The organism is Methylomonas sp. EFPC3 (assembly GCF_029643245.1).
Classification (GTDB): Bacteria; Pseudomonadota; Gammaproteobacteria; order Methylococcales; family Methylomonadaceae; genus Methylomonas; species Methylomonas koyamae_B.
Genome location: NZ_CP116398.1, coordinates 4,318,154 through 4,342,328, shown reverse-complemented (window position 1 = coordinate 4,342,328; position 24,175 = coordinate 4,318,154). Strand labels below are relative to the sequence as shown.

Below are 24,175 nucleotides of genomic sequence, written 5' to 3'. Positions count from 1 at the left end.
TTAAAAAGCCGCGATTCTAACAAAATTTGCTATTCTATCGCGGTTTTCCAACTGCTCATTTTCAATTCGACTATGCATCCAATGCTCAACATAGCCGTCCGCGCAGCGCGGAACGCCGGCGATCTGATCCAACGCTCCTCACTCAATATCGAAAAGCTCACCGTAGACCAAAAAAGCCGCAACGACTACGCCTCCGAAGTCGACCGGGCAGCCGAGCAGGAAATCATCAAAGTCATTCGCACCGCATTCCCCGACCACGGCATCCTGGCGGAAGAAAGCGGCGAGGCCAAAGGCAACGATTACACTTGGATTATCGACCCGTTAGACGGCACCACCAATTTCCTACACGGTTTCCCGCACTATGCCGTTTCGATCGCCTTGAAAAACAAGAATAAATTGGAGATCGGCGTTATTTACGACCCGACTCGCGACGAACTGTTCACGGCCGAACGCGGCGGCGGCGCAATGCTGAACAATCGGCGCATTCGGGTTACCAAACAGAACACGATGCGCGGCGCGTTGATCGGTACCGGCTTCCCGTTCAAGACCATGGAGAACATCGAACCTTACCTCGGCATGTTCAAGGCAGTATGCGCCGACGCCGCCGGCATTCGCCGCGCCGGAGCCGCCGCGCTGGACATGGCTTATGTGGCCTGCGGCCGGCTGGACGCTTACTGGGAGATCGGCGTCAAAGAATGGGACATTGCCGCCGGCGTGTTGCTGGTGCAGGAAGCCGGCGGAGTCGCAACCGACTTTTCTTTTAACGACAAATACTTACAGTCCGGCAACATCATCACCGGCAACCCGAAGATGCACCAATTGATGTATCAAATCATTGAGCCGCACGTCCCAGCCCGCTTGAAATAAGGCGCAATTCTGCAATTAGCCTAAAATTGTTATCGTTTCGCCTTTTCTTTTATACTTACCGGCTAATCAAAAATTAAGAGGCCACCATGGAAAAACCCTTTATCCTACACATGCTGACTACAGCCAAAAACCTGAGCCCGTTCGACGTCAATATGGCGATGGATGCAGGCTGGATTTCAGCGGTGCCGTATATCAACGTCGAACCGAGCGAAGTCCGGGGTTTGGTTCAAGACGCTATTTTCTCGCGTAGCCCGAAAGGCTTGTTACGCACCGCCATTTTCATCGGCGGCCGCGAAACCAAACAAGCCATGGACATGCTGAAAATGGCGAAAAATTCCATGGTTCCGCCATTTGAAGTTTCGGTTTTCGCCGACCCCAGCGGGGCATTCACCACTGCTGCCGGCATGGTAGCAGCGGTCGAAAAAGAATTGGCCGAAAAATTCGGCACAACGTTGGAAGGCAAGAATGTTCTGGCATTGGGCGGCACCGGCCCGGTCGGCCAAGCTGCAGCGGTGATCGCCGCCCAGGCCGGCGCCAACGTTCGCATTATCGGCCGCCAACTGGATAGAGCCGAGCGCACCGCGGAGTTGTGCAGCGAAGAATTCGGTGACGGCAAAATCTCGATTGCCGCCGGTGCAGATTCCGACAAAGCCGAGTACATCAAAACCGCCGACGTCGTCTTTGCTACCGGTGCCGCCGGTATCGAACTGCTCAGTGCCGAAATGATCGCGAGCGCTCCGCAACTGAAAGTCGCGGCCGACGTCAACGCGGTCCCACCGTCCGGTATTGCCGGCGTCGACGCCTTCGACAACGGCAAACCGATTGCCGGTTCGGTCAGCGGCGCAGTCGGCATTGGCGCATTGGCGATCGGCAACATCAAGTACCAGGCGCAAAGCCGCTTGCTGAAACGTATGCTGGAAAGCGATCAAGCGCTGTTTTTGCACTTCGAGCATGCTTTCGAAGTCGCGCGCGAGTTTATCAAATCCAGCAAGTAACCGACTCCAATCCAGTCCGCCACTATTACAGGGTAAGGTACCAATGCCAAAACGTAGCATACTCCACATGTTCGACCCGATGCCAAACAATAGTCCGTTTGACATCAACATGGCGTTAGACGCCGGTTTCGATGTGCTCATTCCTTACGCCAACGTCAAACTGGAGAACATACCCAACCTGACCCAGGATGCGGTGTTCTCACGGAGTCCGGCCGGCAACAAAAGTACCGCCCTGTTCATCGGCGGCCGCGATATGGGATTGGCTATCGATATGCTGCAAGCCACCAAACCTGCCATGGTCCCGCCGTTTCAAGTATCGGTATTTGCCGATCCCAGCGGCGCTTGCACCACCGCCGCCGCACTGGTGGCGTGCGTGGAAAAGGCGTTGAGAGATCACCACGGACTGGAGTTGAAAGGTTTGAAAACACTGGTGTTCGGCGGGACCGGTCCGGTAGGGATCGCGACCGGAGTGATCGCGTCGTTGCAAGGCGCAGAAACCTTACTGGTAGACCATTTGTCAGTCGAGACCGCCAAGGATGCGGCCAAACAATACAACCGGCGTTTTGGCTCCAGCATGGGAGCAGCTGTGGCACGCAACGACGAAGAGAAATCCGAATTGATCGCCGACGCAGACATCGTGTTCTGCACCGCAAAAGCCGGGATTCGGGTTATCAGCTCGGCCGTACTGGCGCACGCCAAACAACTCAAAGTTGCCGGCGACGTCAATGCGGTGCCGCCGCTCGGCATCGAAGGGATCGAACTGAACGATTTTGCCGCCCCGCTTACGCTAGCGACCTTGTCGCCGAAAGCGGTAGGTGTTGGCGCTCTGGCCGTAGGCAATATCAAGTATCAATTGCAACACGAGCTGTTGAAACTGATGCTGGAGACCGAAAAACCGGTCTTTCTGGACTTCCGCGAAGCTTTCGTCAAAGCGCGCACGCTGGTTTAGCACCGGACCTGACAAGGGCTGGACTGATAGTTCGGCCCTCGCGCGCCATCACACCGCATCCAAATAATTGAATTTCACCGCCAATCTGGTCAACTCCACGTCATTTTTAATCTGGAGCTTGCGGTAAACCCGGTAACGGTAGGTGTTGATCGTCTTGTCGCTCAAAGCCAGTGCTTCCGACATTTCCTGAATGCTTTTCCCGTTCAGAATCATCCGTACCACTTCGGCCTCGCGCTGGGACAGCTGTAAAAACGGTGAAACGTCGGCGCCCGGCAAAAATTGAAACGCCAAATTGCTGGCCACGTCCTGGCACAAATAGCGTTTTCCGGACATCACGGTTTTAATTGCTGCGACCATTTCGTTAACCGGCGAAGCTTTCGAAACGAAACCGACCACCCCCAATTTCAATAACTGTTGCGGAATCGGCCCGTCGTTATGGACCGATAACGCAATAATCTTGGCATTGGGCTGAGTTTGCAAAATCCGCCGGCACGCCTCGAACCCGCCCATCCCCGGCATATTGATATCCATCAATACCACGTCCGGCGGATTCTGAGCGACGATTGGCAACGCCTGTTCACCGCTATTGCATACGCCAACCACGGAGATATCCTTCTCCGCCGCCAGCAGCGCCTCGATACCGCTCCTGACCAATTCATGGTCGTCCACGAGTAATACTTTAATCATAACTTCCTTTGCAACGATCTTTATCCGCTCAAGTTTCCCAAATTTCCTGTCCAACGGCAACGTCAAGCGGCACCTTTGTGGCGTTAAACGCTCCCTGCGTCGTCGTTTGCGCGATTTATCGGTAAAATACCGCTCTTTTGATAAACCAACCCAAAGGTCGCCATGCGCACTTCCCAATTTCCTCTAAGCACCGTCAAAGAAACGCCCGCCGACGCCGAAATCGCCAGCCACAAACTGATGATTCGCGCCGGCCTGATCCGCAAACTCGCCGCCGGCATTTACACTTGGCTGCCGCTGGGTTTGCGGGTGTTGCGCAAGGTCGAGCAAATCACCCGCGAGGAAATGAACAAGGCCGGCTCCCTGGAAGTGTTGATGCCGGCACTGCAACCGGCCGAACTGTGGCAGGAAACCGGACGCTGGGAAAAATACGGCCCCGAGCTGGCGCGCATGAAAGACCGCCACGACCGCGATTTCTGCCTGGGCCCGACCCACGAGGAAATCATCACCGACCTGGCCCGCCACGAACTGAGAAGCTACAAACAGTTGCCGGTCACCTACTACCAAATTCAGACCAAATTCCGCGACGAAATTCGCCCGCGCTTCGGCGTGATGCGCTCGCGCGAATTTATCATGAAGGACGCCTACTCCTTCCATCTGGACCAGGAATCGCTGCAGCAAACCTATGACGTGATGTATCAAACTTATACCAACATCTTCAACCGCTTCGGCTTGAAGTTCCGCGCGGTGATGGCCGATTCCGGCGCAATCGGCGGCGCGGTGTCGCACGAGTTTCACGTACTGGCCGACTCCGGCGAAGACGCCATCGCGTTTTCCGACGCCAGCGATTACGCGGCCAACGTCGAAAAAGCCGAAGTCCGCCGCCCACCGTTAAATCGGCCCGAGCCCAGCCGAAATCTGGAAAAGACCAAAACTCCGGGTAAAAAAACCATCGCCGAAGTCTGCGAATTTTTAGGCACCACCGCCGACAAAGTGCTGAAAACCCTGATTCTGGTACAGCGCCCGGCCAATCCGCAAGACCGCAACGTTTATTACATGATTCTACTGCGCGGCGACCATGAACTGAACGAAATCAAATTGAGTAAAATTATCGGTAACTTCGACTTTGCCAAAGACGAAGAGATTGAAAGCCTCATGCATTGCCGCCCTGGCTACATAGGCCCAATTACCAACGAGACAACTCCCTGCCATATCATTGCCGATTACGCCGTCGAAAATATGAACGACTTCGTCTGCGGCGCCAACGAAGAAGGCATCCACTACACCGGCGTCAACTGGAATAGAGATCGGAAATTGATGAACGAGTGGCTGCACGACATCCGCCAAGTCGTGGACGGCGACCCTAGCCCGGACGGCCACGGCAGCTTGACTATCGCCCGCGGCATCGAAGTCGGCCACATTTTCCAACTGGGCACCAAGTACAGCGAATCCATGAACGCCGCCATCGTCAACGAAGCAGGCAAAAACCAAACCATGATCATGGGCTGCTACGGCATCGGCATTTCCCGCGTCGTCGCGGCCGCCATCGAGCAAGGCCACGACGAGCGCGGCATCATCTGGCCCAACGAACTGGCGCCGTTCCAGGTCGCCATCTGCCCGATGAACATGTACAAATCCGACCGCCTGGTCGATACCGTGGAAAAGATCTACCAGGAACTGCAGGACGCCGGCATCGAAGTCTTGCTCGACGACCGCAAGGTCCGCGCCGGCTTCATGTTCTCCGACATGGAACTGATCGGCATCCCGCACCGCATCGTCATCGGCGACCGGGGCCTGGACAGCGGCACCGTCGAATACCAGGGCCGTACCGACCCGGAAAGTCAGGAAGTTCCTTTCTCCGAGCTGGTCGGGTTTATCAAAGCCAAACTGGCATAAAGCCGACCCTATCGCACAAAAAAAGGGCGCCAAATGGCGCCCTTTTTCTTACCCGACCGAACCGCTTCAGCGCATCAAAGTAAACATCGCCTTGACCGCACCGCACTTCGGGCAACCCCAGTCTTCCGGCACATCTTCCCAACGCGTGCCCGGCGCTACGCCGTTACGCGGATCGCCCAACTCCTCGTCGTAAATGTGGCCACAGGTTTTGCATTTGTACTTTCTGAACTCTGCCATTGCTTAATCCTCGGTTGTAACAACGTTTAATAAACGGGCGAAATTGTAGCTTATGCTCGCCCACCAAAAAACCACGAATATTGGAAGGAATCGACCACCTGGCTTTCCGTTCGAACCCCTAACAAATCGGCTCTGACGCGCCATTTTCGCGGGAGCCCTGACCTGAGTGCTAGGTAATTGAATTGTAATTTGAATTCTTGACCGGAAACGGGTATAAACGCCCACCGAGGGGGATCGATATTTTTCACTTTTTTGAGGGATTAACATGAAACACTACGCTTTCTCGCATCATCTTAAGCAGAGCCTGCTACTGCTGGGCTTGGCAATCACTACGCCTATCGCTTCGGCAGCGGCATGGAGCGGCACAGCCAATTACACCGCAGCTCCCGGAGCCACCGGCGACGAAGCCGTCGTCGGCCCGTTCGACACCTACGACTTCGGCTTGGGCGTTGGCTTGGTTAAAGTCAATAACGACGGCACGCTGAGCGGCTATTTCCAGACCTATGTCAACGACCACATTCTGACCAATGCCGGCGGCATCAACGTGCCACAACTTAACGTCAGCGGTGCGTCTGGTAGCGGCAGCGGCTTCGAATTAACCGTAGTCGCCAATTTTACCGGCACCTATTCCGTATTGCCGGGCGGAGTGCAAAGCATCTCGCTGACCGGGGGCAATGTTGGCCTGTATTTCGACACCACGCCTGACTTCAGCTTCAGCGCCGATAGCGGCTTTAACGATGGCACTGCGATTTTATCCGGCACGCTGACCGGCGGTAGCGGATTTATCTCACTATCTTCCGGCAAAGGCATCGAGCAGCTGGATCTGAGTTTTTCCGGGATTCTCGGCAGTTCCAATTCCAGCGTTTACAGCGCGCCAATTGGCGGCGGCAGCGCTTTGTTTTCGATCGACTTGAATAACTCGACTTTGCTACCCGGTATCAATAGTGTGCAAGGTCACAATAAAAGCGAAGGCGCCTTGGCAGCCGTCGACGGCTCCATCAACCTGACCGCAGTGCCGCTGCCGGCGGCGGCATGGATGTTCGGCGCAGGCTTGGTCGGCCTGTTGGGCGCGGGACAACGAAAAAAAACCGTCGCCTAAACCACTCCGGTTAGGACTTCGCGGCTTTGCTGCCCCGGCACTTCAATCGGGGCAGCAGATTCCGGCCGACTCGCAACATCAGAAATCAGGCATTCCCGCGAATCGCAAACACAAACCGAACAACCCTTCCCATTCGTTGCCAACGGCCTGCCCCTTGATGCAACGGTCCACCTCTGCACCGGCCCGTAAAATCCCCTGTAACTGTTCGGCCCGCAAGCGCCGAGACGCCTCTTGCACCAAAGATTTGCGTTTATCCCAAATCTGAAACTTCTTAAACACTGCTTCCGGATTAACGCCACGCCGGAACTCGGCTTTGACCAGCAACAACATCCGGGTTTCCCGGCAAATCGCCCATAACACGATAGAAGCGGCGGTGCCTTCAGCCCGCAAGCCATTCAGAATTTTCAAAGACCGGTTCAATTTTCCCTCCAGCAAGGCATCGGTCAATTTGAATACGTCGAAACGGGCGCTGTCGGCAACGTCGTCCTCAATCATGGCTTTGCTGACCAAAGCCGCACCGTGCAAGATGTAAAGCTTTTCGATCTCCTGCGCGGCCGCCAATAAATTCCCCTCGACACGAACGGCCAGGCTTTTCAAAGCCTCGTTCTCCAGCCGCATGCCCCTGCGTTCGGCGCGGCGCTGCAACCAGTGTAACCACTCCTGCCCCTGCAGCGGCCAAACCTGGACGATGACGCCAACGACATCCAACGCTTGAAACCATTGCGACTTTTGCGCCGCCGACTCCAGTTTGCCGGCCGTCACCAGCAGCACGGTATCGTCCGGCAGGTGTTGGCAATAGGCGATCAAAGCCTTGCTGCCTTCCGTTCCAGGCTTCGCCGAAGGCAGGCGCAGATCAATTAATTTTTTGTCGGAAAATATGGATAGCGAATCGGCTTCCAGGCTAAGTTGCGGCCACTCGTGGCCGGACTCGACCGAAATCACTTCGCGGGTGGTGTAACCGGCCGCGCGGGCAGCCTGGCGAATGTCGTCGGCGGCTTCGCCCAGCTGTAAAGGTTCGTCGCCGCTGACCAGATAGACCGGCGCCACGGATTTTTGCAACGCCGCAGCCAACTGCTCGACTTTCAAGCGCACGTTTTTTACTTCTGGTTGTCGATCGCCACCCGGGCGCGGGCCAGGATCATCCGGGCCGCCTGCTTGTAAATCTCGCCGCGGATCAACTGTTCCTCGTTGGTTTTCGCCAACACCGCGGTCTGGTCGTTGAAAAATTCGCGGGATAATTCGATGACTTGTTCGTCCATCATCGCAGTCTCCTTATCGTCGAAGAACTGGAAGCGCAGATAATATTCCAGCTCGGATTCGCTGGATTTACCGGTGGAGCCGATAGACAGCACCCGGCTGCGCATGTCTTCTCTCAACACTTTGATGACGACACCGGCCTCGTTCGGCGTCGGCGCCAATTTGCCTTTCGAAGCCCGCATGATTTGCTGCATTTCGTTTTGCAACGGTCCGGAAGCGCCGAAAATGTAAAGACTCTTCAGCGCGGCCGGCATCTCGATCGAGCCGCGCAAATGGTAGCCGCAACCGGCTTGCGCCAACAATGCCGCCAGGACCAGATATCGAAACAAGCGCTTCATCGGCTTTTTACCAACGCAATTAAACAACGATATTCACCAGTTTTTGCGGCACGACGATCAGCTTTTTGACCGGCTTACCCTCGAGGAAGCGCTGCACGTTGGCGTCGGCCAAGGCCAAGGTTTCGATCTGCTCCTTGGAGGCACTGACCGCAACCGCCAATTTGCCGCGCAATTTGCCGTTGACCTGCACCACCATCTCGATGCTGTCCTGCACCAACGCCGACTCGTCCAGTTCCGGCCAAGCCGCGGTAACAATGTCGCTGTCGCGGCCCAGGTCGCTCCACAGTTGCTGCGCCGCGTGCGGAATGATCGGCGCCAACATCAGCACGATGGCTTCCAGCACTTCCTGGCGTACCGCCCGGCCGTTGGCGCTGTCGTCCTCGAATTTGTTCAAGGCGTTGACCAGCTCCATGTTGGCAGCAATCGCGGTGTTGAAGGTGTGGCGGCGGGCCATGTCGTCGGTCACCTTTTGCAAGGCCTGGTGCAACTGGCGGCGCAGGGCTTTTTGATCGTCGGTCAAGGCCGCTTTATCCAGCGCCGCTTGCGGCAAACCGGCTTCAACGTGCAAATACACTTGCCGCCACAAGCGCTTCAGGAAGCGAAACGCGCCTTCGACGCCGGCGTCGTTCCATTCCAGCGATTGGTCCGGCGGCGAGGTGAACATCGTATACAAACGCACGGTATCGGCGCCGTATTTGTCGATCAGCACCTGCGGATCGACGCCGTTGTTTTTTGACTTCGACATTTTTTCGATCGCGCCGACCGTGACCGGCGAACCGTCTTCCAATAACTTGGCGCCGACGATCTTGCCCTTGGCGTCGCGCTCGACTTCGATCTGGGTCAGGTTGAAATACTTTTTATGGCCGTGTTCGTCGAATTGGTAAAAAGTCTCGGCGACCACCATGCCCTGGGTCAGCAGATTTTTGAACGGCTCATCGCAAACCAGCAAGCCTTCGTCGCGCAGTAATTTGTTGTAAAAGCGCGAGTACAGCAAGTGCAGAATCGCGTGCTCGATACCGCCGATGTAATGGTCAACCGGCAGCCAGTAGTTGGCGCGCTGGTCCAGCATCGCCGTGTGGCAGTCGCTGCTGGCGTAGCGGGCGAAGTACCAGGACGATTCCATGAAGGTATCGAAGGTGTCGGTCTCGCGCCGCGCCGGTTTGCCGCATTTCGGGCAGGTCGTGTGCGGGAAGGTCGGATGCGCGGCCAATGGCGATTGCGAGCCGTCGAGCACCACGTCGCGCGGCAGGGTCACCGGCAATTGCTCGTCGGGAACAGGCACGGTACCGCAATCGTCGCAATAAACCACCGGAATCGGCGCCCCCCAATAACGTTGCCGCGATACGCCCCAGTCGCGCAATCTGAAATTGGTTTTGCGCTCGCCTTTGCCGAGACCGGCCAATTTGGCGGCGATGGCGTCGAAGGCTTGTTTGAAATCCAGACCGTCGAATTCGCCGGAGTTAAGCAACACCCCTTTATCGGTGAAGGCCTTTTCAGTAACGCTATCGTCGCTACCGTCGGCCGACGCAATCACTTCTTTAATCGCGATGCCGTAGCGTTTGGCAAATTCGTAATCGCGCTGGTCGTGAGCCGGGACCGACATCACCGCACCGGTGCCGTAGCTCATCAACACGAAATTGGCGATCCAGACCGGCACCGACTCGCCGGTCAAAGGATGAATCGCGCTGTAACCGGAGGCAATGCCGCGTTTTTCCATGGTTTCCATCGCCGCTTCCGAGGTTTCCATCTGCTTGCAGGATTCGATAAATTCGGCAATCTCGGCATTGGTTTCGGCGGCTTTTTTGGCGACCGGGTGTTCGGCGGCGACCGCAACATAAGTCACGCCCATCACGGTGTCGGGACGGGTGGTGTAGATGCGGATCGGCGACTCGAAACCGTCGACGGCAAAATCCATCTCCACGCCTTCGGAGCGGCCGATCCAGTTGGCCTGCATGGTTCTGACCTGTTCCGGCCAACCCGGCAGTTTTTGCAGATCGTCGAGCAACTCCTGGGCATAAGCAGTAATTTTCAAAAACCACTGCGAGATTTCTTTTTTCTCGACCTGGGTGTCGCAACGCCAGCAGCAGCCATCGATAACCTGCTCGTTGGCCAACACAGTCTGGTCGTGCGGGCACCAGTTGACCGGCGCCGTTTTTTTATAGACCAAGCCTTTTTCCAGCAGGCGGATGAAGAACCATTGTTCCCAGCGGTAGTATTCCGGATCACAAGTCGCCAGCTCGCGGCTCCAGTCGTAGCCGAAGCCCAGACGTTTGAGCTGGTCGCGCATGTAATCGATATTGGAATAGGTCCAATCGGCCGGATGCACCTTGTTTTGCATTGCGGCGTTTTCCGCCGGCAGGCCGAAAGCGTCCCAGCCCATCGGCTGCAACACGTGTTTGCCTTGCATGCGTTGGAAGCGGCTGATCACGTCACCGATCGTATAGTTGCGGACGTGGCCCATATGCAGCTTGCCGCTCGGATAGGGGAACATCGACAAGCAGTAGTATTTTTCCTTGCCGGTATCCTCGGTTGCGGTAAACACGCCTGATTTTTCCCAATCGGCTTGGACTTTTTCTTCGATCGCCGCGGGGTTGTAATGCTCTTCCATCCTGTTCGTCTTTTGCTGTAAAAAGGCGCTAGAATACCTTACAGGCGCTTAAATCTAAAGCGCGAATACTATAATAAAAGCGGGAGTAAGCATGGGCGAAAACAAACTGATCGACGCATACGACGACTTGATGGGCCATCTGTACGAAGCGATGGACGACACGCTGCATTCGGTAGCCGACGCGCTGGAAATCGCCAAGAAAAAAACCGCCGCGCTGGGCGGCCATACCCAGGAAGAAATCAACAAAATCGCCGACTATGTGATGCGCGACGTCGAACACGTCGCCACGTCGCCAAGCCTGAAGGAAGAAAACGACTCGCTGTCCGAGTGGCTGAAATTCGACATCGAACTGATCGAGAACTTCGCGCTGGAAGCCTTTCTCGACATTGCCGACAAGACCCGGGTCAAGCTGGCGGCGCTGGAAATGGAAGCCAAACTGTACCACCCCTACCAAAGCGGCGAAGTGGCCGGCCCCGGCACCTTCACTTGCGATGCTTGCGGCAAGCAAATCGCCTTCAAATCCACCAGCATCATCCCGGCCTGCCCCGAATGCAAAGGCAGCAGTTTCAGCCGTTGTTGATATTGCGGGCTCAAACCTTATAATGCGGGCTTTATTTTTTCCTTGATCGAGGGCGATTATGCGCAGGGTGATTTTCAATCAGAAAGGCGGCGTCGGTAAATCCACCATTACCTGCAATTTGGCGGCGATCAGTGCTGTCGAAGGCAAAAAAACCCTGGTAATCGACCTCGACGTCCAAGGCAACTCGACGCAATACCTGCTGGGCAGCAAGGTGGCGGATTCCGATAAAACCATTGCCCACTTTTTCAAGGACAGCCTCGGTTTGGGCCTGTTCGGCGGCGGCAAGGAAGGCCTGGACGGCCTGATCCACGAAACGCCCTTCCCCAACCTGTACGTGCTGCCGTCGCATTCCGACCTGGAAGGCCTGCAAAGCCGGCTGGAGTCGCGGCATAAAATCTACAAACTGCGCGAAGCGTTGGAACGACTGGAAGGCTTCGAGCACATCTATATCGACACGCCGCCGATTCTGAACTTCTACAGCCTGTCTGCGCTGATCGCAGCCGAAAGATGTCTGATCCCGTTCGACTGCGACACCTTCGCCCGCGAAGCACTTTACACGCTGATGCGCGCGATCACCGAAGTCAAAGCCGACCACAACCCGCATCTGGAGGTAGAGGGCGTCGTCGTCAACCAATACCAAAAACAAGCCAACCTGCCGCGACAACTGGTCGAAGACCTGATCGCGGAAGGCCTGCCGGTGCTGGAAACCAAAATCTCCACCTCGGTTAAAGTCCGCGAGTCGCACAGCGATGCCCAACCGCTGGTCCACTACGCCCCGTCACACAAACTGACCGAAGAATACCGCGCCTTGCATTTGGAAATTCACCAATAGCCCATCCCGCGCGCCATAAAACCTACAAGGCCAGGCCCAGCCTGGCTTTTTTAGGCGCTGTTGTCCGTTACGCCCAAAGCAATTGAGCCATCCCTCCGATCCGTTTCGATACGGCCAGCGACCGTCGACCAAACAAGCTTCACGATTCTGATAAACTGAATATCACTTGATCGACGCACCGATTTGGCGCCGATCGATTAATCGTCAAATCGGACTTGGCTTACACTCACATCGGTCATCCCGTCCTATGAGGCAACGCACCGCAGATAAGCGTAATGTGTTAACTATCGAGTCCCACAGAGTGTTATACGCTGTGGCATTCGGTATTGTGATTATTTTTCTGGCCTCTATCGGTTTCAATCTCCACCTCCGCCAACAGCAAAGCCTGGATAAGGCTCTGCGCGAGGATTCCCAGCGCATTTCCACAAAAATCAACGAGCGTTTGAACGCCTATGCCCAGCTATTGAAAGCCGGCGCCGGCCTGTTTGCGGCGTCCAACAGCGTCGAAAGAGCCGAATGGAAAAATTTCGTCGAAAAGCTCGACCTCGATCAAACTTACCGGGGCATTCAAGGGGTCGGATTTTCCGAATTGATTTCCCGAGCAGACTTGCCAGCCCATATCGCCCAGGTCCGCAACCAGGGCTTTCCCGAATATGTGGTCAATCCGCCCGGCGATAGAGAGCAGTATTCCAGCATTATTTTTCTGGAACCTTTTTCCGGCAGAAATCTAAGGGCGTTCGGCTACGACATGCTATCCGAGCCCACCAGAAACGAGGCGATGCTGCGGGCGCGAGATATTGGGGACATTGCATTCTCCGGCAAGGTAAAACTGGTGCAGGAAACCAAAACCGACGTCCAAGCGGGAGTATTGGCTTATTTGCCGGTTTTCAAGAACGGTGCTATCACCCAAACTTTAGACCAGAGACGCGCGTCGCTGATCGGCTGGGTGTATAGCCCTTACCGCATGAACGATCTCATCAAACCCATCGTCGAGGGCGAACTGTCCGCGTTGGATTTACAAATTTTCGATGGCGAAAAAACCACTGAAAATTCCTTGTTCAATAGCGCGCCCGACATGACAGCGGACGGGTATACCGCAGCCAATCCGCTATCGACGCATGACGTCAATCTCGAAGTCGGCGGACACACTTGGATCTTACATTTTACGGCCCTGCCCGGTTACGCAACCATCAACCACGTCGCTAAGCCGTGGCCCGAGTATTTCGGCCTGGTGTCCATCGCTTTTTTGACATTGGGACTGTTTTGGCTGTCTGCAAATACGCGGATTCGCGCCCACAAGATCGCTCGCAACCTCACCGACGATTTACGGGAACAAACCGAACGCTTAAAAGCCAACCAGCTGTTACTCAAAGAATCCGAAAGCCGCTTTCAGTCGGTTTCCAATGCCGCACCGGTACTGATTTGGGTTGCCGGTGCCGACGGGCGCTGCAATTGGTTCAACAAGGTATGGCTGGATTTCACCGGGCGGACCATGGAACAGGAATTGGGCCAGGGTTGGACGGCCGGGGTGCATCCGGACGACATCGATCACTGTCTCGAAATTTATACCGGCCACTTCGACCGGAGAACCTCCTTCCACATGGAATACCGCTTGCGGCGTCATGACGGCGAGTACCGCTGGCTCCAGGATAACGGCGTTCCCCGTTTCGACGCCCTGGGAAATTTTCTGGGCTATATCGGCAGTTGCTTCGATATGACCGAAAACATCCTGGCCTTGGACAAAGCCAGAGAAAGCGAGCAACGCTGGCAGTTTGCGCTCGAGGGCGCCGGCGATGGCGTCTGGGACTGGAATATCGGCGCCGGCCTGATCGTCTATTCAAAACGCTGGTACGAAATTCAGGGTTTCGAAGAAGGGTCGATGAAGCCCGATATCGACACCTGGCGGCAACTTGTCCACCCAAACGACCTGGCGATAGCCGAGGCGGCGTTGCAAACCCACTTTAGAGGCGAGTCGCCCAATTTCAGCTGCGAGCACCGGGTTATCTGCGGCGACGGCCATTACAAATGGATTCTGGGGCGCGGCATGGTAGTCAGCAGAGATGCCCAAGGCAACCCGTTGCGGGTGATCGGCACCCATACCGACATCACCGAAAGAAAGCAGCAGGAACAGGAGTTAAAGCAGCTGCTCCGCATCATCAACGAAAGCCCTGACTATATCGGTACCGCGGACATGTCGGGGAATTTGCTGTTCCATAACCTCATGGCGCGGCGAATGGTGGGGCTGGACGACAACGCCGACCTTTCCAACCGCAAGATCCAGGACATGCACCCGGAATGGGCTGCGCAGAAAATTCTGGAAGAAGGCGTTCCGGCCGTTCTGAAACACGGTTACTGGAAAAATGAAACCGCTATTCTGAACCAGGACGGCCGAGAAATTCCGGTCTCCCAAATCCTGCTTCTGCACCGCGACGAAGCCGGCAATCCGCAAATGCTGTCCACCATCATGCGCGACATTACCGAACAGAAACAATATCTGGTATCGCTCGAAGACGCCAAACAAGTTGCCGAAGGCCTGGCCAAAACCAAATCCGAATTCCTCGCCAACATGTCGCACGAGATCCGCACACCGATGAACGGCATCATCGGCTTATCCAAACTGGCGCTGGACAAAGAGTTGCCTGTCGAAGTCAGAGACTACCTGGAAAAGATCAACGCGTCGTCAGAGAGCCTGTTGGGTATCCTGAACGACATTCTCGATTTCTCCAAACTCGAGGCCGGAAAGCTCACAATCGACCAACAACACTTTAACCTTAAAACCTTGCTCGATAACCTGTACAGCCTGTTCTCGCACCGTGCCGCCGAAAAGGCGCTGGCCTTGACCATCGATATCGCTGAAGACACACCCGCCGACCTGATCGGCGATGCGTTGCGCCTGCAGCAAATCCTCGCCAACCTGATCGGCAACGCTATCAAGTTCACCGAGCGCGGACGGATCGGCATCCACATCAAACCTTTAGCGCAAGAAGGCTCGTCGGCCCGGCTAAGTTTCGCTGTGGCCGACAGCGGCATCGGCATTACCGAGGAAGACCAAAGCCGGCTGTTTCAGCCCTTCAGTCAAGTGGACGGTTCCGCCACTCGCCGCTTCGGCGGTACCGGCCTCGGTCTGGCCATCACCAAACAACTGCTCGAGCTGATGGGCAGCCAGCTGAAAATCGACAGTACGCCGGGACAAGGCTCCATCTTCCACTTCGTGCTGCCCACCGTTTTGGCTTCAGCGCCCTCGCCTCACGTCATCGACCGCCGTTCCGAACGGCGCAGTGCCGGCGCATTGAGTCAAGATCTGCGGCAAAAAGGTCTAGCACTGGCCGGCGCCCGGGTTTTGGTCGCTGAGGACAACAAGATCAATCAGAAAGTGGTGACGGAATTCCTCAAACTCGCAAACGTTGAGGTCGTCATTGCCAACAACGGCGCCGAGGCGCTGGAATGGCTGGAGCGCCAAGAGTTCGACGCCATTCTGATGGACGTCCACATGCCCGGCATGGGCGGTGCCGAGGCTACCGGCAGGATCAGGGCAAATCCCAAGTACGTCGAACTGCCGATCATCGCGCTGACGGCCGGCGTTACCGAAACCGAACGCGAAAACTGTCTGCAGATCGGCATGACCGACTTCCTGCCCAAACCACTGGATCCCGAGCAGATGATCGCCGTACTCAGCCGTTGGATTCGGCGGCCGAATCCGGCGCAGCGGCCATCGGCCGTCGCCCAAATTCCGGAAAATGCGGGTGCCGACGCAGCGAAACCGTTGTCGCCGGATACCACAACCGCGTCCTCCACCCCGACGCCAGAGGCCGAATGGCCGAGCATTCCCGGCATAGACTCCGCTCGTTCTCAACTCAATTTATTCGGCGACCGGGAGCTTTTTATCGAGTTACTGGCGCTCTACGCCGGCGAAAATAACGAAGTGATCGCCGGTTTGAAAAGACATTTCGCCAACCGGGATTGGACTGAGGCCAGACAGGTTGCGCACCGACTCAAAGGCCAAATAGCCAACCTCGGCGCCAGCGATGCCGTCGCCAAGGCCGCGGCACTGGAAGCGGCTTTAAAAGCAAACTCGCCCGGCACCGAGGAAGCCTATGCGCAATTGATAGCGGAAAACGACCGTCTATTGGCCGCCATCACCGGCTGGCTAAAAACCAACGCCCGGATTCAAGCAGGCAACCATGCGAACTAAGCCGATAGTCCTGGTCATCGACGACGATCCCCTGACCCACAGGATCATGGAGCGGATACTCGCTTCGATTTGCACCGTGCGCGGCACCAAAAGCGGGAAAGACGGCGTGGCCATGGCTATTGCCCAACAACCGGATTTGATTTTGCTGGACATGGTCATGCCCGATTTCTCGGGCCAAGAGGTGATCAAGGCCCTGAAATCGCACAAGGACACGCAAGACATCCCGACCATTTTCGTGACGGCGGAAACCAATTTTCAAGTGGAAGCCAATGCGCTGGAAATGGGCGCGGTGGATTTCATTACCAAACCGGTGAATCCCTTAGTGCTGATTGCCCGGGTCAAGACACACTTGCGCTTACGTCGACGGGAATTGGAGCTGACAGCGCTTTACGCCGAACTGGATCGAAAGAATCAGCAACTCAAAGAACTGTCGACGCACGACCCACTGACGGGGCTCTACAATCGGGTGATGCTGTTCGATTTCATCGAGAAACAGTTCGCCTACCTGATCCGCTACCAGTCGCCCTGTAGCTTGGTCATGCTCGATCTCGACCATTTCAAAGCGATTAACGACGAGTACGGGCATTCGATGGGCGACACCGTGTTGACCGCAATCGCCCGGCGATTGTGCAACCGCCTTAGAAACTCGGACTTGGCCTTTCGCTACGGCGGCGAAGAATTCCTGGTGATCCTGCCGCAGGCCGGAATCTCGCAGGCCAAAGAACTGTTCGAACAAATCCGCCAAGACATCCATGACGATGCGATGGGCGGCTTACCCCAAGGCAAGGTCACCGTAAGCGTAGGCATTACCGAATTGAGCTCCGACGGCGATAGCGTCGAAGATGCGACTAACCGCGCCGATCATGCCCTTTACGAATCCAAACACCGGGGCAGAAACCGCGTCACCGTATTTTGATTCGCGGCCACCGTCGCCGACGTTGCCGCAGATGCGGCAAAGCCCCTCAACCCGCCATATCCAACACCGAATTGTCCAGCTTCGCATTCAAGCGGCTGAACGCTTTGTGCAGAACTTCCCAGCCAGTAAACGACACCACCAGCCAGCCGCCGGTACGCCGCTCCCATTCGGTATCCAAGAGCACCCCGGCCTGGACCAGGCTGACGAACGCCGCATCGCTGGGCGCTTCGATATAGGCCAGCGCCGCCGGCAAATGCGCGGCGGGCACCAGTCTGGCGCACGGCTGGTCGTTGTTGGCATGACGGTCCGTGTACATCACATAACCGGGATCGATACCCAAGGCTCTGAGCTCGTTGCAATAATCGGCAAACCCGTAAAACGGAAACGGCAATGTCAGACTCATGGTTAAACTCCGGATAGTACTGATCCAACCGCCGGTCAAGCGTCGCCTTGACTAGGCGCTTGCTGGCGCAGCAGGCCGCCGTGGCGGATATCGACGCCGTCCAGCATAAACACGGCATGTTCGGCAATGACGCGGCAATGCTCGGCGCACCGCTCCAAAATTTTCATCATTTGCATGATGTCCAGCGCCCGGCGGATCATGCGGGCGTCGTGCAGCACATAAGCCAATTGGTGTTTGATCCCTTCCTGCAACTCGTTTTCGCAGAGCTGGTCGCATTGCAACAGCGCGTAGGCTTGCTTGGAGTCGCGGTTTTCGAACACCACCATCAACTTGTCCAGAATCAACTTGACCAAGCCGCCCATCTTGACAATGTCGGCCAGCAATTTTTCGTTCGGATCGCTGGTATTCGGATCGAACAACACCGTGATCAGTCTGGCAAATTCGCCGATTTCGTCGCCGATTTTGGAAAACTCCGCCGAGATCTTCGATACCGACAACACCAGACGCAAATCGTTGGCCACCGGGCAATGCCGGGCAATCACGCTCAATACGCCATCGTCGATCTTGCTTTCGAAATGTTTCAGCTTTTTTTGGCGGGAAATGACTTTTTGCGCCAGTTCGGCATCGCCGTAATCCATGGCCTGCATCGCTTGCTCCAACTGGTAGATCAGCAAGTCGGTCACTTCAAGCAACAGACCGTACAAATGATTCAGGTCGTTGTCGTATTCGTGCAAGGTATGCGGATTGCCGCTGGTGTCGGTCGGAGTCGTCATGGCCAAGCCTCTATCGGGTTAACGCGCAGTTTTTACACCCCGAAGTTTAACCGGCCAAAATGACAAGAATGTGACACCAACGCCCGACTGGCGTGGCTTAGCCAGGTACAGGCCTGGCACGGATGACGGAATTGTGACAAGCGGACAATACCGGCAAAATCAACCACCGGCAACCCTAGCTCGGCAAGTCGTCATACTGCTGTCATAAACAGCCAGAAAAATACGCCCATCCGCTATCCATACCCGGCGTATTTATGACTGCCTCTACATACCGAACCATCTGGATTTCCGATTTGCACATCGGCTCCACCCAATGCCACGCCGAAGCGCTGCTGGATTTTCTGAAACACAACGACAGCGAAAAACTGTATCTGGTCGGCGACATCATCGACTTTTGGGCCTTATCCAAAAAGATGTACTGGCCGCGCGAGCACAACACCATCATCCAGAAAATTCTGCGCAAAGCCCGCCACGGCACCCAGATCATCTACGTCCCGGGCAACCATGACGAAAACGTGCGCGAATACGACGATTACGTATTCGGCGACATCGTGGTCAAGCGCTCCGACATCCACACCACCGCCGCCGGCAAACGCTTCCTGATCGTGCACGGCGACGAATACGACACCATCGCCAGACACCACCGCTGGCTGGCCAAGATCGGCAGCGTCGGTTACGACTGGCTGATCGAAATCAACCGCTTCCTGCGCATCTGCCAAAAACTGATCGGCTACCGATCGCATTTTTCGTTGGCCGCCTTCGTCAAATTCAAGGTCAAAAACGCGGTGCAATTCATCTCCGATTATGAGGAAAGCATCGTCCGCACCCTTAAAAACCAAGGCTTGGACGGCGTGATCTGCGGCCACATCCACCACGCCGAAATCAAGGAAATCGAAGGTTTCACCTACGTCAACACCGGCGACTTCGTCGAAAGCTGCACCGCCATCGTCGAACACGCGGACGGCCGCCTGGAACTGGTGAACTGGTTGAAACAGGAAAAACCGAACCCGGAAGCGCACGCGGAACCTGGCCTGCCCCACGCCGGCTAGGCATCGCCCCACCCGCCCCGGTGTAATACGTTTCACCAAAACTTCCGCAAACCGTCACCGTATCTTAACCTGCGGCTCCGGCTTATCCCGCAAAATGCGACCGGGCTTGCAGAATCGGTTGTTACATCCGGTCCCGCCTCGGCGCTACCCCCTTGAACCAGCGGCGGGATTTTCTGCGAGTCGGCCAGGCGCCAAGCCTGTTCGCTGTTATTGCCATACAGAGACTATCCGACCATGATCGCAAACCCACTTAGCCGCTTGCCGCTGCTAGCGGCGCTAGGCGCACTCGCCACTTCGGTTACTGCCGAAGCCGCCACCCCGGTATTTATCAACGAAATCCATTACGACAACGCCGGAACCGACACCGGCGAGGCCATCGAAATCGCCGGCCCGGCCGGCACCAACCTCAGCGGCTGGTCGCTGGTACTGTACAACGGCAACGGCGGCGCCAGTTACAACACCAAAGCGCTGAGCGGCGTCATTGCCGATCAGACCGGCACCGGCTTCGGCACGCTGAGCTTCAGTTACCCGACCGACGGTATCCAGAACGGGTCGCCGGACGGCATTGCGCTGGTCAACGGCAGCACGGTCGTACAATTTTTAACTTATGAAGGCAGCTTTACCGCAGTCGGCGGCCCAGCCGCCGGCAAAGTCGGCGTGGATATCGGCGTCAGCGAGTCGAGCGTCGCCGTAGGCCAGTCCCTGCAATTAAAGGGCGCCGGCAGCAGCTATGAAGATTTCGCCTGGACGACGGTAGCGGCCAATAGCTTTGGTAATCCCAACGCCGACCAAACCTTCGGCGGCATCGCGCCGCCACCGCCCACGTCACAGTGCGGCCAGCCGGCAACCTTGATCAGCGCGATTCAAGGCAGCGGCGGCGTCAGCCCGCTGAACGGCACGGCGCAACACGTCGAAGCCGTGGTCAGCGCCGACTTTCAAGGCAGCGGCAATTTGAATGGTTTCTTCGTCCAACAAGGCAGCGATGCCGACGCCAATCCGGCCACTTCCGAAGGCCTGTTCGTGCTGGCCAATACGCCGGTCAACGCCGGCGACCGGGTCCACATCGTCGGCAGCGTCGCCGAAAGCTTCGGCATGACCCGGCTGGAAAACGTCACTTCTGTTGAAGTGTGTTCCAGCGGCAACGCCCTGCCCGAGCCGGTGACAATCAACCTGCCGTTCGACAACGCCAATAACGAACCGGAACGTTGGGAAGGCATGCTGGTACAACTGCCGCAAACCCTGACCGTAACCGAGAATTACAATCTGGCCCGATACGGCGAATTGCTGTTGTCGTCCGGCGGCCGTTTGTGGACGCCGACCCAAGTCGCTGCGCCCGGCCAAGCCGCCAACGATGTTGCTGCACAAAATGAATTGAACCAATTGTTGGTCGACGACGGCAGCAACCAGCAAAATCCCGATCCGGTGATCTATCCGCAACCGGCCGGCTTGAGCGCGGCCAACAGCCTGCGCTCCGGCGCTACGGTAACCGGCGCCACCGGCGTGTTGGCCTACGATTTCGGCGTCTACCGTTTGCAGCCGACCCAACCGTTGGCGTTTAGCGCCAGCAACGCGCGTCCGGCCAACCCGGCGCCAACCGGTTTGGGCTCGTTGAAAGTCGCCAGCTTCAACGTGTTGAATTACTTCAACGGTAACGGCTTGGGCGGCGGCTTCCCGACCGCGCGCGGCGCCAATACCTTGGCCGAATTCAACCGCCAGCGCGCCAAAATCATTCCGGCCATCCATGCCTTGAATGCCGACGTGGTGGGCTTGATGGAAATCGAAAACGACGGCTACGGCAGCACCAGCGCCATCGCCGACCTGGTCAACGGCTTGAATCAACTGGCCGGCGCCGGCACCTACGCCTTCGTCAATCCGGGCCTGAGCAAAGTCGGCACGGACGAAATCGCGGTCGGCATCATTTATAAGCCGGCGAAAGTCACAGCGGCCGGTAAGGTGGCGATTCTGGATTCGTCTGTTAACCCGCAATTCATCGACAGCAAAAACCGCCCTACCCTGTCGCAAACCTTTCTGGACAAGGCCTCCAACAAGCTGCTGACGGTCGCGGTCAACCATTTGAAATCCAAAGGTTCAGCCTGCGACGACGTCAACGACCCGGATACCGGCGACGGCCAGGGCAACTGCAATCAAACCCGCGCCGATGCCGCGCAAGCCCTGGCTAGCTGGCTGGCCGGCGACCCGACCCAGCAAGGCGCGGCCAACAACTTGATCGTCGGCGACCTGAACAGCTATGCCCAGGAAGACCCGATTACCGCACTGAAAAACGCCGGCTACCGCAACCTGCTGGAAACCTTCGTCGGCAATCAAGCTGCTTACAGCTACGTGTTCGACGGCGCTGCGGGTTATCTGGACCATGCGCTGGCCAATAGCCCGCTAGCGCCGCAAGTCAAAAGTGCTGGCGAATGGCACATCAACGCCGACGAACCGCGCGCGCTGGATTACAACACCGAGTTCAAATCGGCCAATCAAGTCACCAGCTTTTACGCGGCAGATGCCTACCGTTCCTCCGACCACGATCCATTGCTGGTCAAACTTTTCGTCCCCGGCGATCTGGATAACGACGGCGATGTCGACAACAGCGACGCCGGTCTGGTTAAAGCTCAAATCGGGAAATGCGTGGGTAAGACAGGGTTTAACGCCGAAGCAGATTACGACATGAGCGGTTGCGTGACGTACGCCGATTATCGAATCTGGTACGGCCATTTCAACAGCTATACCGCCTCCATTCGCGCCCAATAACTCCGGCTGGCCGCCGGCAAACCGTTTGCCGGCGGCCTTGATTAATTTTTAGGATCACAATATGCAAAACTTGCTTCGTATTCTGGCGCTATGCGGCGCCAGCCTGTTGCTGACCACGGCCCATTGCCAGGCAGCCACTCTCTCCTTCAGCCTGGAAACCGCCGGCAATTCAATCCGCGTCGGCGATGTATTCGCTATCGATCTGGTCGCGCATGATCTGTTCGCGGCCGATAGCAGTGACGAACTGTTGGCTTTCGGCTTGAACGCCGCCAGCTCGATCTCGGGCCTGGTGGAATTTCAAGGCAGCACGATCAATCCGCTGTTCTCCGACGACAGCTTGCTGGTCAATCTGCACGCCGCCGGCTCGGCGTTTCCCGGCATCGGCAGTAACCCCTCGACCGCATCGACGTTCAATCTGGCGACTTTGCATTTCAAAGCGCTGGCGGCCGGCCAAGTGACGTTGGCGATCGCATCCGATTTATCCGACTTCAATCAAGGTCTGATCTTTTTGAACCAAGGTCCGGTTGGAATTAATGCCAGCCGTAGCTTTGATATTACCGCCGTGCCGTTGCCGGGGGCTTTGGTTATGTTTGTTAGTGGGTTGGTTGTGAGTTTTGGTGGGATTCGGCGGAGACTTGGTTAGAATTGGGTAAATCCGAGCGTAGACTGGATGTAATTTTGTGTCGCTAACGCGACGGTTTATTCTAACGTCGGTTCGCGGACCGACAACCGCGATACTTTCTTTTGCGTGGCCAAAAGAAAGTATCCAAAGAAAAGGCCACCCGACATTCCGCCAATTTCCTGCGCTTCTCGCTTTTGCCGAGGGTTTTCGGAAGGGCCATCCCTGGCCTCCCGAAAACGAGCGGTATCCCTGCAGCCGCTGAAAATCTTGGAAACGGAGCGCTAGCGAAGTGAAGATTTTCAACGAACGAAGAAGCTTTTATCGCCTACGCAGACTACCAGAATGAGAAAAGCAAGGAAGACGTTTGTAAATTGTTTTCTGTTTCAATCTTTTCTCGGATTCTGAAATTATTCTCCCTGCCTCAAATATATTTTTTACTGATTTGTGAATCCTTTGTTTATGAGAGTAAATTACAAAGAAATATATCCCAGCCAACAAGGAAAAACCAAATATAATAATCCAAAATGCGTTTTGCCATTCCCCTGGAATATGATCGTAAGGAAGTCTTATCTGGACATCTCCTAACAATTCTATTTCAGATTTATTCCAAAGGGCAAACAAGGCTGTCCCTATTGAAACAAGCAGCTTATACTCTCCTAATACTGGATGACTTAGTCTTCTGGATTCATGCAGCTCAAGCAGCCCTAAGAAGTCCAATTTTGGCATGCGCGCTAGAAGGTGTCTAGCAAGAGCATACTCATAGTTTATTGACGAGTAAACTTTCTCTAGTATCGCACTTTCTGACTCAGAAGAAGATAAAGGCCTATCTAATAGCGAAAGGATTTTAGCCTGAGTGTCATCAGTCAAAAGCTTGGGACTATCTGCCCGAAATTGGCGAAAAATATTAGCATATACATCAAGCAACAAATTAGGATCGGATTGATATAACCTCCATACAAGCTTTGCCGCTTGTTGGTTTTGTCTAAGACTATATTCAAAGTGAATGTGTATTATCTCTAGTGATCTAAGATAAGAATCTTCGATTTTCATTATCAATCAAACCTATTTTAAAAAATTTCCTAGAAATCCCGAAAAAGAGTGATCCGAGGTGACTACATAAT

Annotated in this window: 20 protein-coding genes; 12 read left to right on the top strand and 8 right to left on the bottom strand. The window is 55.8% G+C overall.

Annotated features, from left to right (window positions below; all coding sequences use genetic code 11):
• Window positions 1-72 precede the first annotated feature (72 nt).
• The 3 genes from PL263_RS19850 (at window position 73) to PL263_RS19840 (ending at window position 2,811) form a co-directional block, all read left to right on the top strand.
• Window positions 73-867, top strand: a complete 795-nt coding sequence (locus tag PL263_RS19850; RefSeq protein WP_256609863.1) for an inositol monophosphatase family protein — start codon at window positions 73-75, stop codon at window positions 865-867.
• A gap of 86 nt (window positions 868-953) precedes the next feature.
• Window positions 954-1,862 carry an NAD(P)-dependent methylenetetrahydromethanopterin dehydrogenase gene (locus tag PL263_RS19845; RefSeq protein WP_140910943.1) on the top strand — a complete coding sequence of 303 codons (909 nt, stop codon included), beginning with the start codon at window positions 954-956 and terminating at the stop codon, window positions 1,860-1,862.
• Between the two features lie 43 nt (window positions 1,863-1,905).
• Window positions 1,906-2,811 (top strand): NAD(P)-dependent methylenetetrahydromethanopterin dehydrogenase, encoded by a 906-nt coding sequence (locus tag PL263_RS19840; protein ID WP_278210998.1) that lies wholly within the window; start codon window positions 1,906-1,908, stop codon window positions 2,809-2,811.
• Window positions 2,812-2,859: 48 nt separating this feature from the next.
• Here the strand turns inward: PL263_RS19840 and PL263_RS19835 are convergent, their stop codons facing one another.
• The gene (locus tag PL263_RS19835) at window positions 2,860-3,498 is read right to left on the bottom strand and encodes a response regulator (protein WP_140910941.1); all 639 of its coding nucleotides are present in this window, start codon (window positions 3,496-3,498) and stop codon (window positions 2,860-2,862) included.
• 162 nt (window positions 3,499-3,660) lie between these two features.
• On the opposite strand from PL263_RS19835, the gene PL263_RS19830 reads away from it, so the two are divergent.
• Window positions 3,661-5,391, top strand: a complete 1,731-nt coding sequence (locus PL263_RS19830; RefSeq protein ID WP_278210997.1) for a proline--tRNA ligase — start codon at window positions 3,661-3,663, stop codon at window positions 5,389-5,391.
• Window positions 5,392-5,457: 66 nt separating this feature from the next.
• On the opposite strand, the gene PL263_RS19825 is transcribed toward PL263_RS19830, so the two are convergent.
• Window positions 5,458-5,628, bottom strand: a complete 171-nt coding sequence (locus PL263_RS19825; protein WP_140910939.1) for a rubredoxin — start codon at window positions 5,626-5,628, stop codon at window positions 5,458-5,460.
• 265 nt (window positions 5,629-5,893) lie between these two features.
• On the opposite strand from PL263_RS19825, the gene pepA reads away from it, so the two are divergent.
• A complete protein-coding gene (gene pepA, locus PL263_RS19820; RefSeq protein WP_278210996.1) occupies window positions 5,894-6,727 on the top strand; it encodes a flocculation-associated PEP-CTERM protein PepA in 834 nt (277 codons plus the stop codon).
• A 78-nt stretch (window positions 6,728-6,805) separates the two neighbouring features.
• On the opposite strand, the gene holA is transcribed toward pepA, so the two are convergent.
• Genes holA through leuS form a run of 3 tightly spaced genes read right to left on the bottom strand, consistent with a single transcriptional unit; the run spans window position 6,806 to window position 10,930 of the window.
• The gene (gene holA / locus PL263_RS19815) at window positions 6,806-7,819 is read right to left on the bottom strand and encodes a DNA polymerase III subunit delta (protein ID WP_278210995.1); all 1,014 of its coding nucleotides are present in this window, start codon (window positions 7,817-7,819) and stop codon (window positions 6,806-6,808) included.
• A 5-nt stretch (window positions 7,820-7,824) separates the two neighbouring features.
• Entirely contained in the window at window positions 7,825-8,322 is a 498-nt protein-coding gene (lptE, locus tag PL263_RS19810) for an LPS assembly lipoprotein LptE (protein WP_140910936.1), read from the bottom strand.
• A 19-nt stretch (window positions 8,323-8,341) separates the two neighbouring features.
• Window positions 8,342-10,930 carry a leucine--tRNA ligase gene (gene leuS, locus PL263_RS19805; protein WP_278210994.1) on the bottom strand — a complete coding sequence of 863 codons (2,589 nt, stop codon included), beginning with the start codon at window positions 10,928-10,930 and terminating at the stop codon, window positions 8,342-8,344.
• Window positions 10,931-11,021: 91 nt separating this feature from the next.
• Here leuS and PL263_RS19800 point away from each other — a divergent pair, with 91 nt between their 5' ends.
• The 4 genes from PL263_RS19800 to PL263_RS19785 all read left to right on the top strand — a co-directional run bounded on the left by PL263_RS19800 (window position 11,022) and on the right by PL263_RS19785 (window position 17,450).
• Window positions 11,022-11,510: a zinc ribbon-containing protein gene (locus PL263_RS19800; protein WP_278210993.1), complete on the top strand. Its 489-nt coding sequence runs from the start codon at window positions 11,022-11,024 to the stop codon at window positions 11,508-11,510.
• A gap of 58 nt (window positions 11,511-11,568) precedes the next feature.
• Window positions 11,569-12,342, top strand: coding sequence for a ParA family protein (locus tag PL263_RS19795; RefSeq protein WP_140910933.1), 774 nt, complete (start codon window positions 11,569-11,571; stop codon window positions 12,340-12,342).
• Window positions 12,343-12,655: 313 nt separating this feature from the next.
• A complete protein-coding gene (locus PL263_RS19790) occupies window positions 12,656-16,534 on the top strand; it encodes a CHASE domain-containing protein (RefSeq protein ID WP_278210992.1) in 3,879 nt (1,292 codons plus the stop codon).
• Window positions 16,524-17,450 carry a diguanylate cyclase gene (locus PL263_RS19785; protein WP_278210991.1) on the top strand — a complete coding sequence of 309 codons (927 nt, stop codon included), beginning with the start codon at window positions 16,524-16,526 and terminating at the stop codon, window positions 17,448-17,450. Before PL263_RS19790 ends, PL263_RS19785 begins: the two co-directional genes overlap by 11 nt.
• Window positions 17,451-17,496: 46 nt before the next feature.
• Here PL263_RS19785 and PL263_RS19780 read toward each other — a convergent pair whose 3' ends face one another.
• Together PL263_RS19780 and phoU are read right to left on the bottom strand one after the other, a co-directional pair.
• A complete protein-coding gene (locus PL263_RS19780; RefSeq protein ID WP_278210990.1) occupies window positions 17,497-17,853 on the bottom strand; it encodes a hypothetical protein in 357 nt (118 codons plus the stop codon).
• A 35-nt stretch (window positions 17,854-17,888) separates the two neighbouring features.
• Window positions 17,889-18,626, bottom strand: coding sequence for a phosphate signaling complex protein PhoU (gene phoU / locus PL263_RS19775; protein ID WP_140910929.1), 738 nt, complete (start codon window positions 18,624-18,626; stop codon window positions 17,889-17,891).
• A 254-nt stretch (window positions 18,627-18,880) separates the two neighbouring features.
• Between phoU and PL263_RS19770 the strand changes: the two genes are divergently transcribed.
• The 3 genes from PL263_RS19770 (at window position 18,881) to PL263_RS19760 (ending at window position 23,075) form a co-directional block, all read left to right on the top strand.
• Window positions 18,881-19,675, top strand: coding sequence for a UDP-2,3-diacylglucosamine diphosphatase (locus tag PL263_RS19770; RefSeq protein ID WP_278210989.1), 795 nt, complete (start codon window positions 18,881-18,883; stop codon window positions 19,673-19,675).
• 234 nt (window positions 19,676-19,909) lie between these two features.
• Window positions 19,910-22,432: an ExeM/NucH family extracellular endonuclease gene (locus PL263_RS19765; RefSeq protein ID WP_278210988.1), complete on the top strand. Its 2,523-nt coding sequence runs from the start codon at window positions 19,910-19,912 to the stop codon at window positions 22,430-22,432.
• A gap of 61 nt (window positions 22,433-22,493) precedes the next feature.
• Entirely contained in the window at window positions 22,494-23,075 is a 582-nt protein-coding gene (locus tag PL263_RS19760) for a hypothetical protein (RefSeq protein WP_278210987.1), read from the top strand.
• A 297-nt stretch (window positions 23,076-23,372) separates the two neighbouring features.
• On the opposite strand, the gene PL263_RS19755 is transcribed toward PL263_RS19760, so the two are convergent.
• Window positions 23,373-24,104: a hypothetical protein gene (locus PL263_RS19755; protein ID WP_278210986.1), complete on the bottom strand. Its 732-nt coding sequence runs from the start codon at window positions 24,102-24,104 to the stop codon at window positions 23,373-23,375.
• Between the last annotated feature and the right edge of the window lie 71 nt (window positions 24,105-24,175).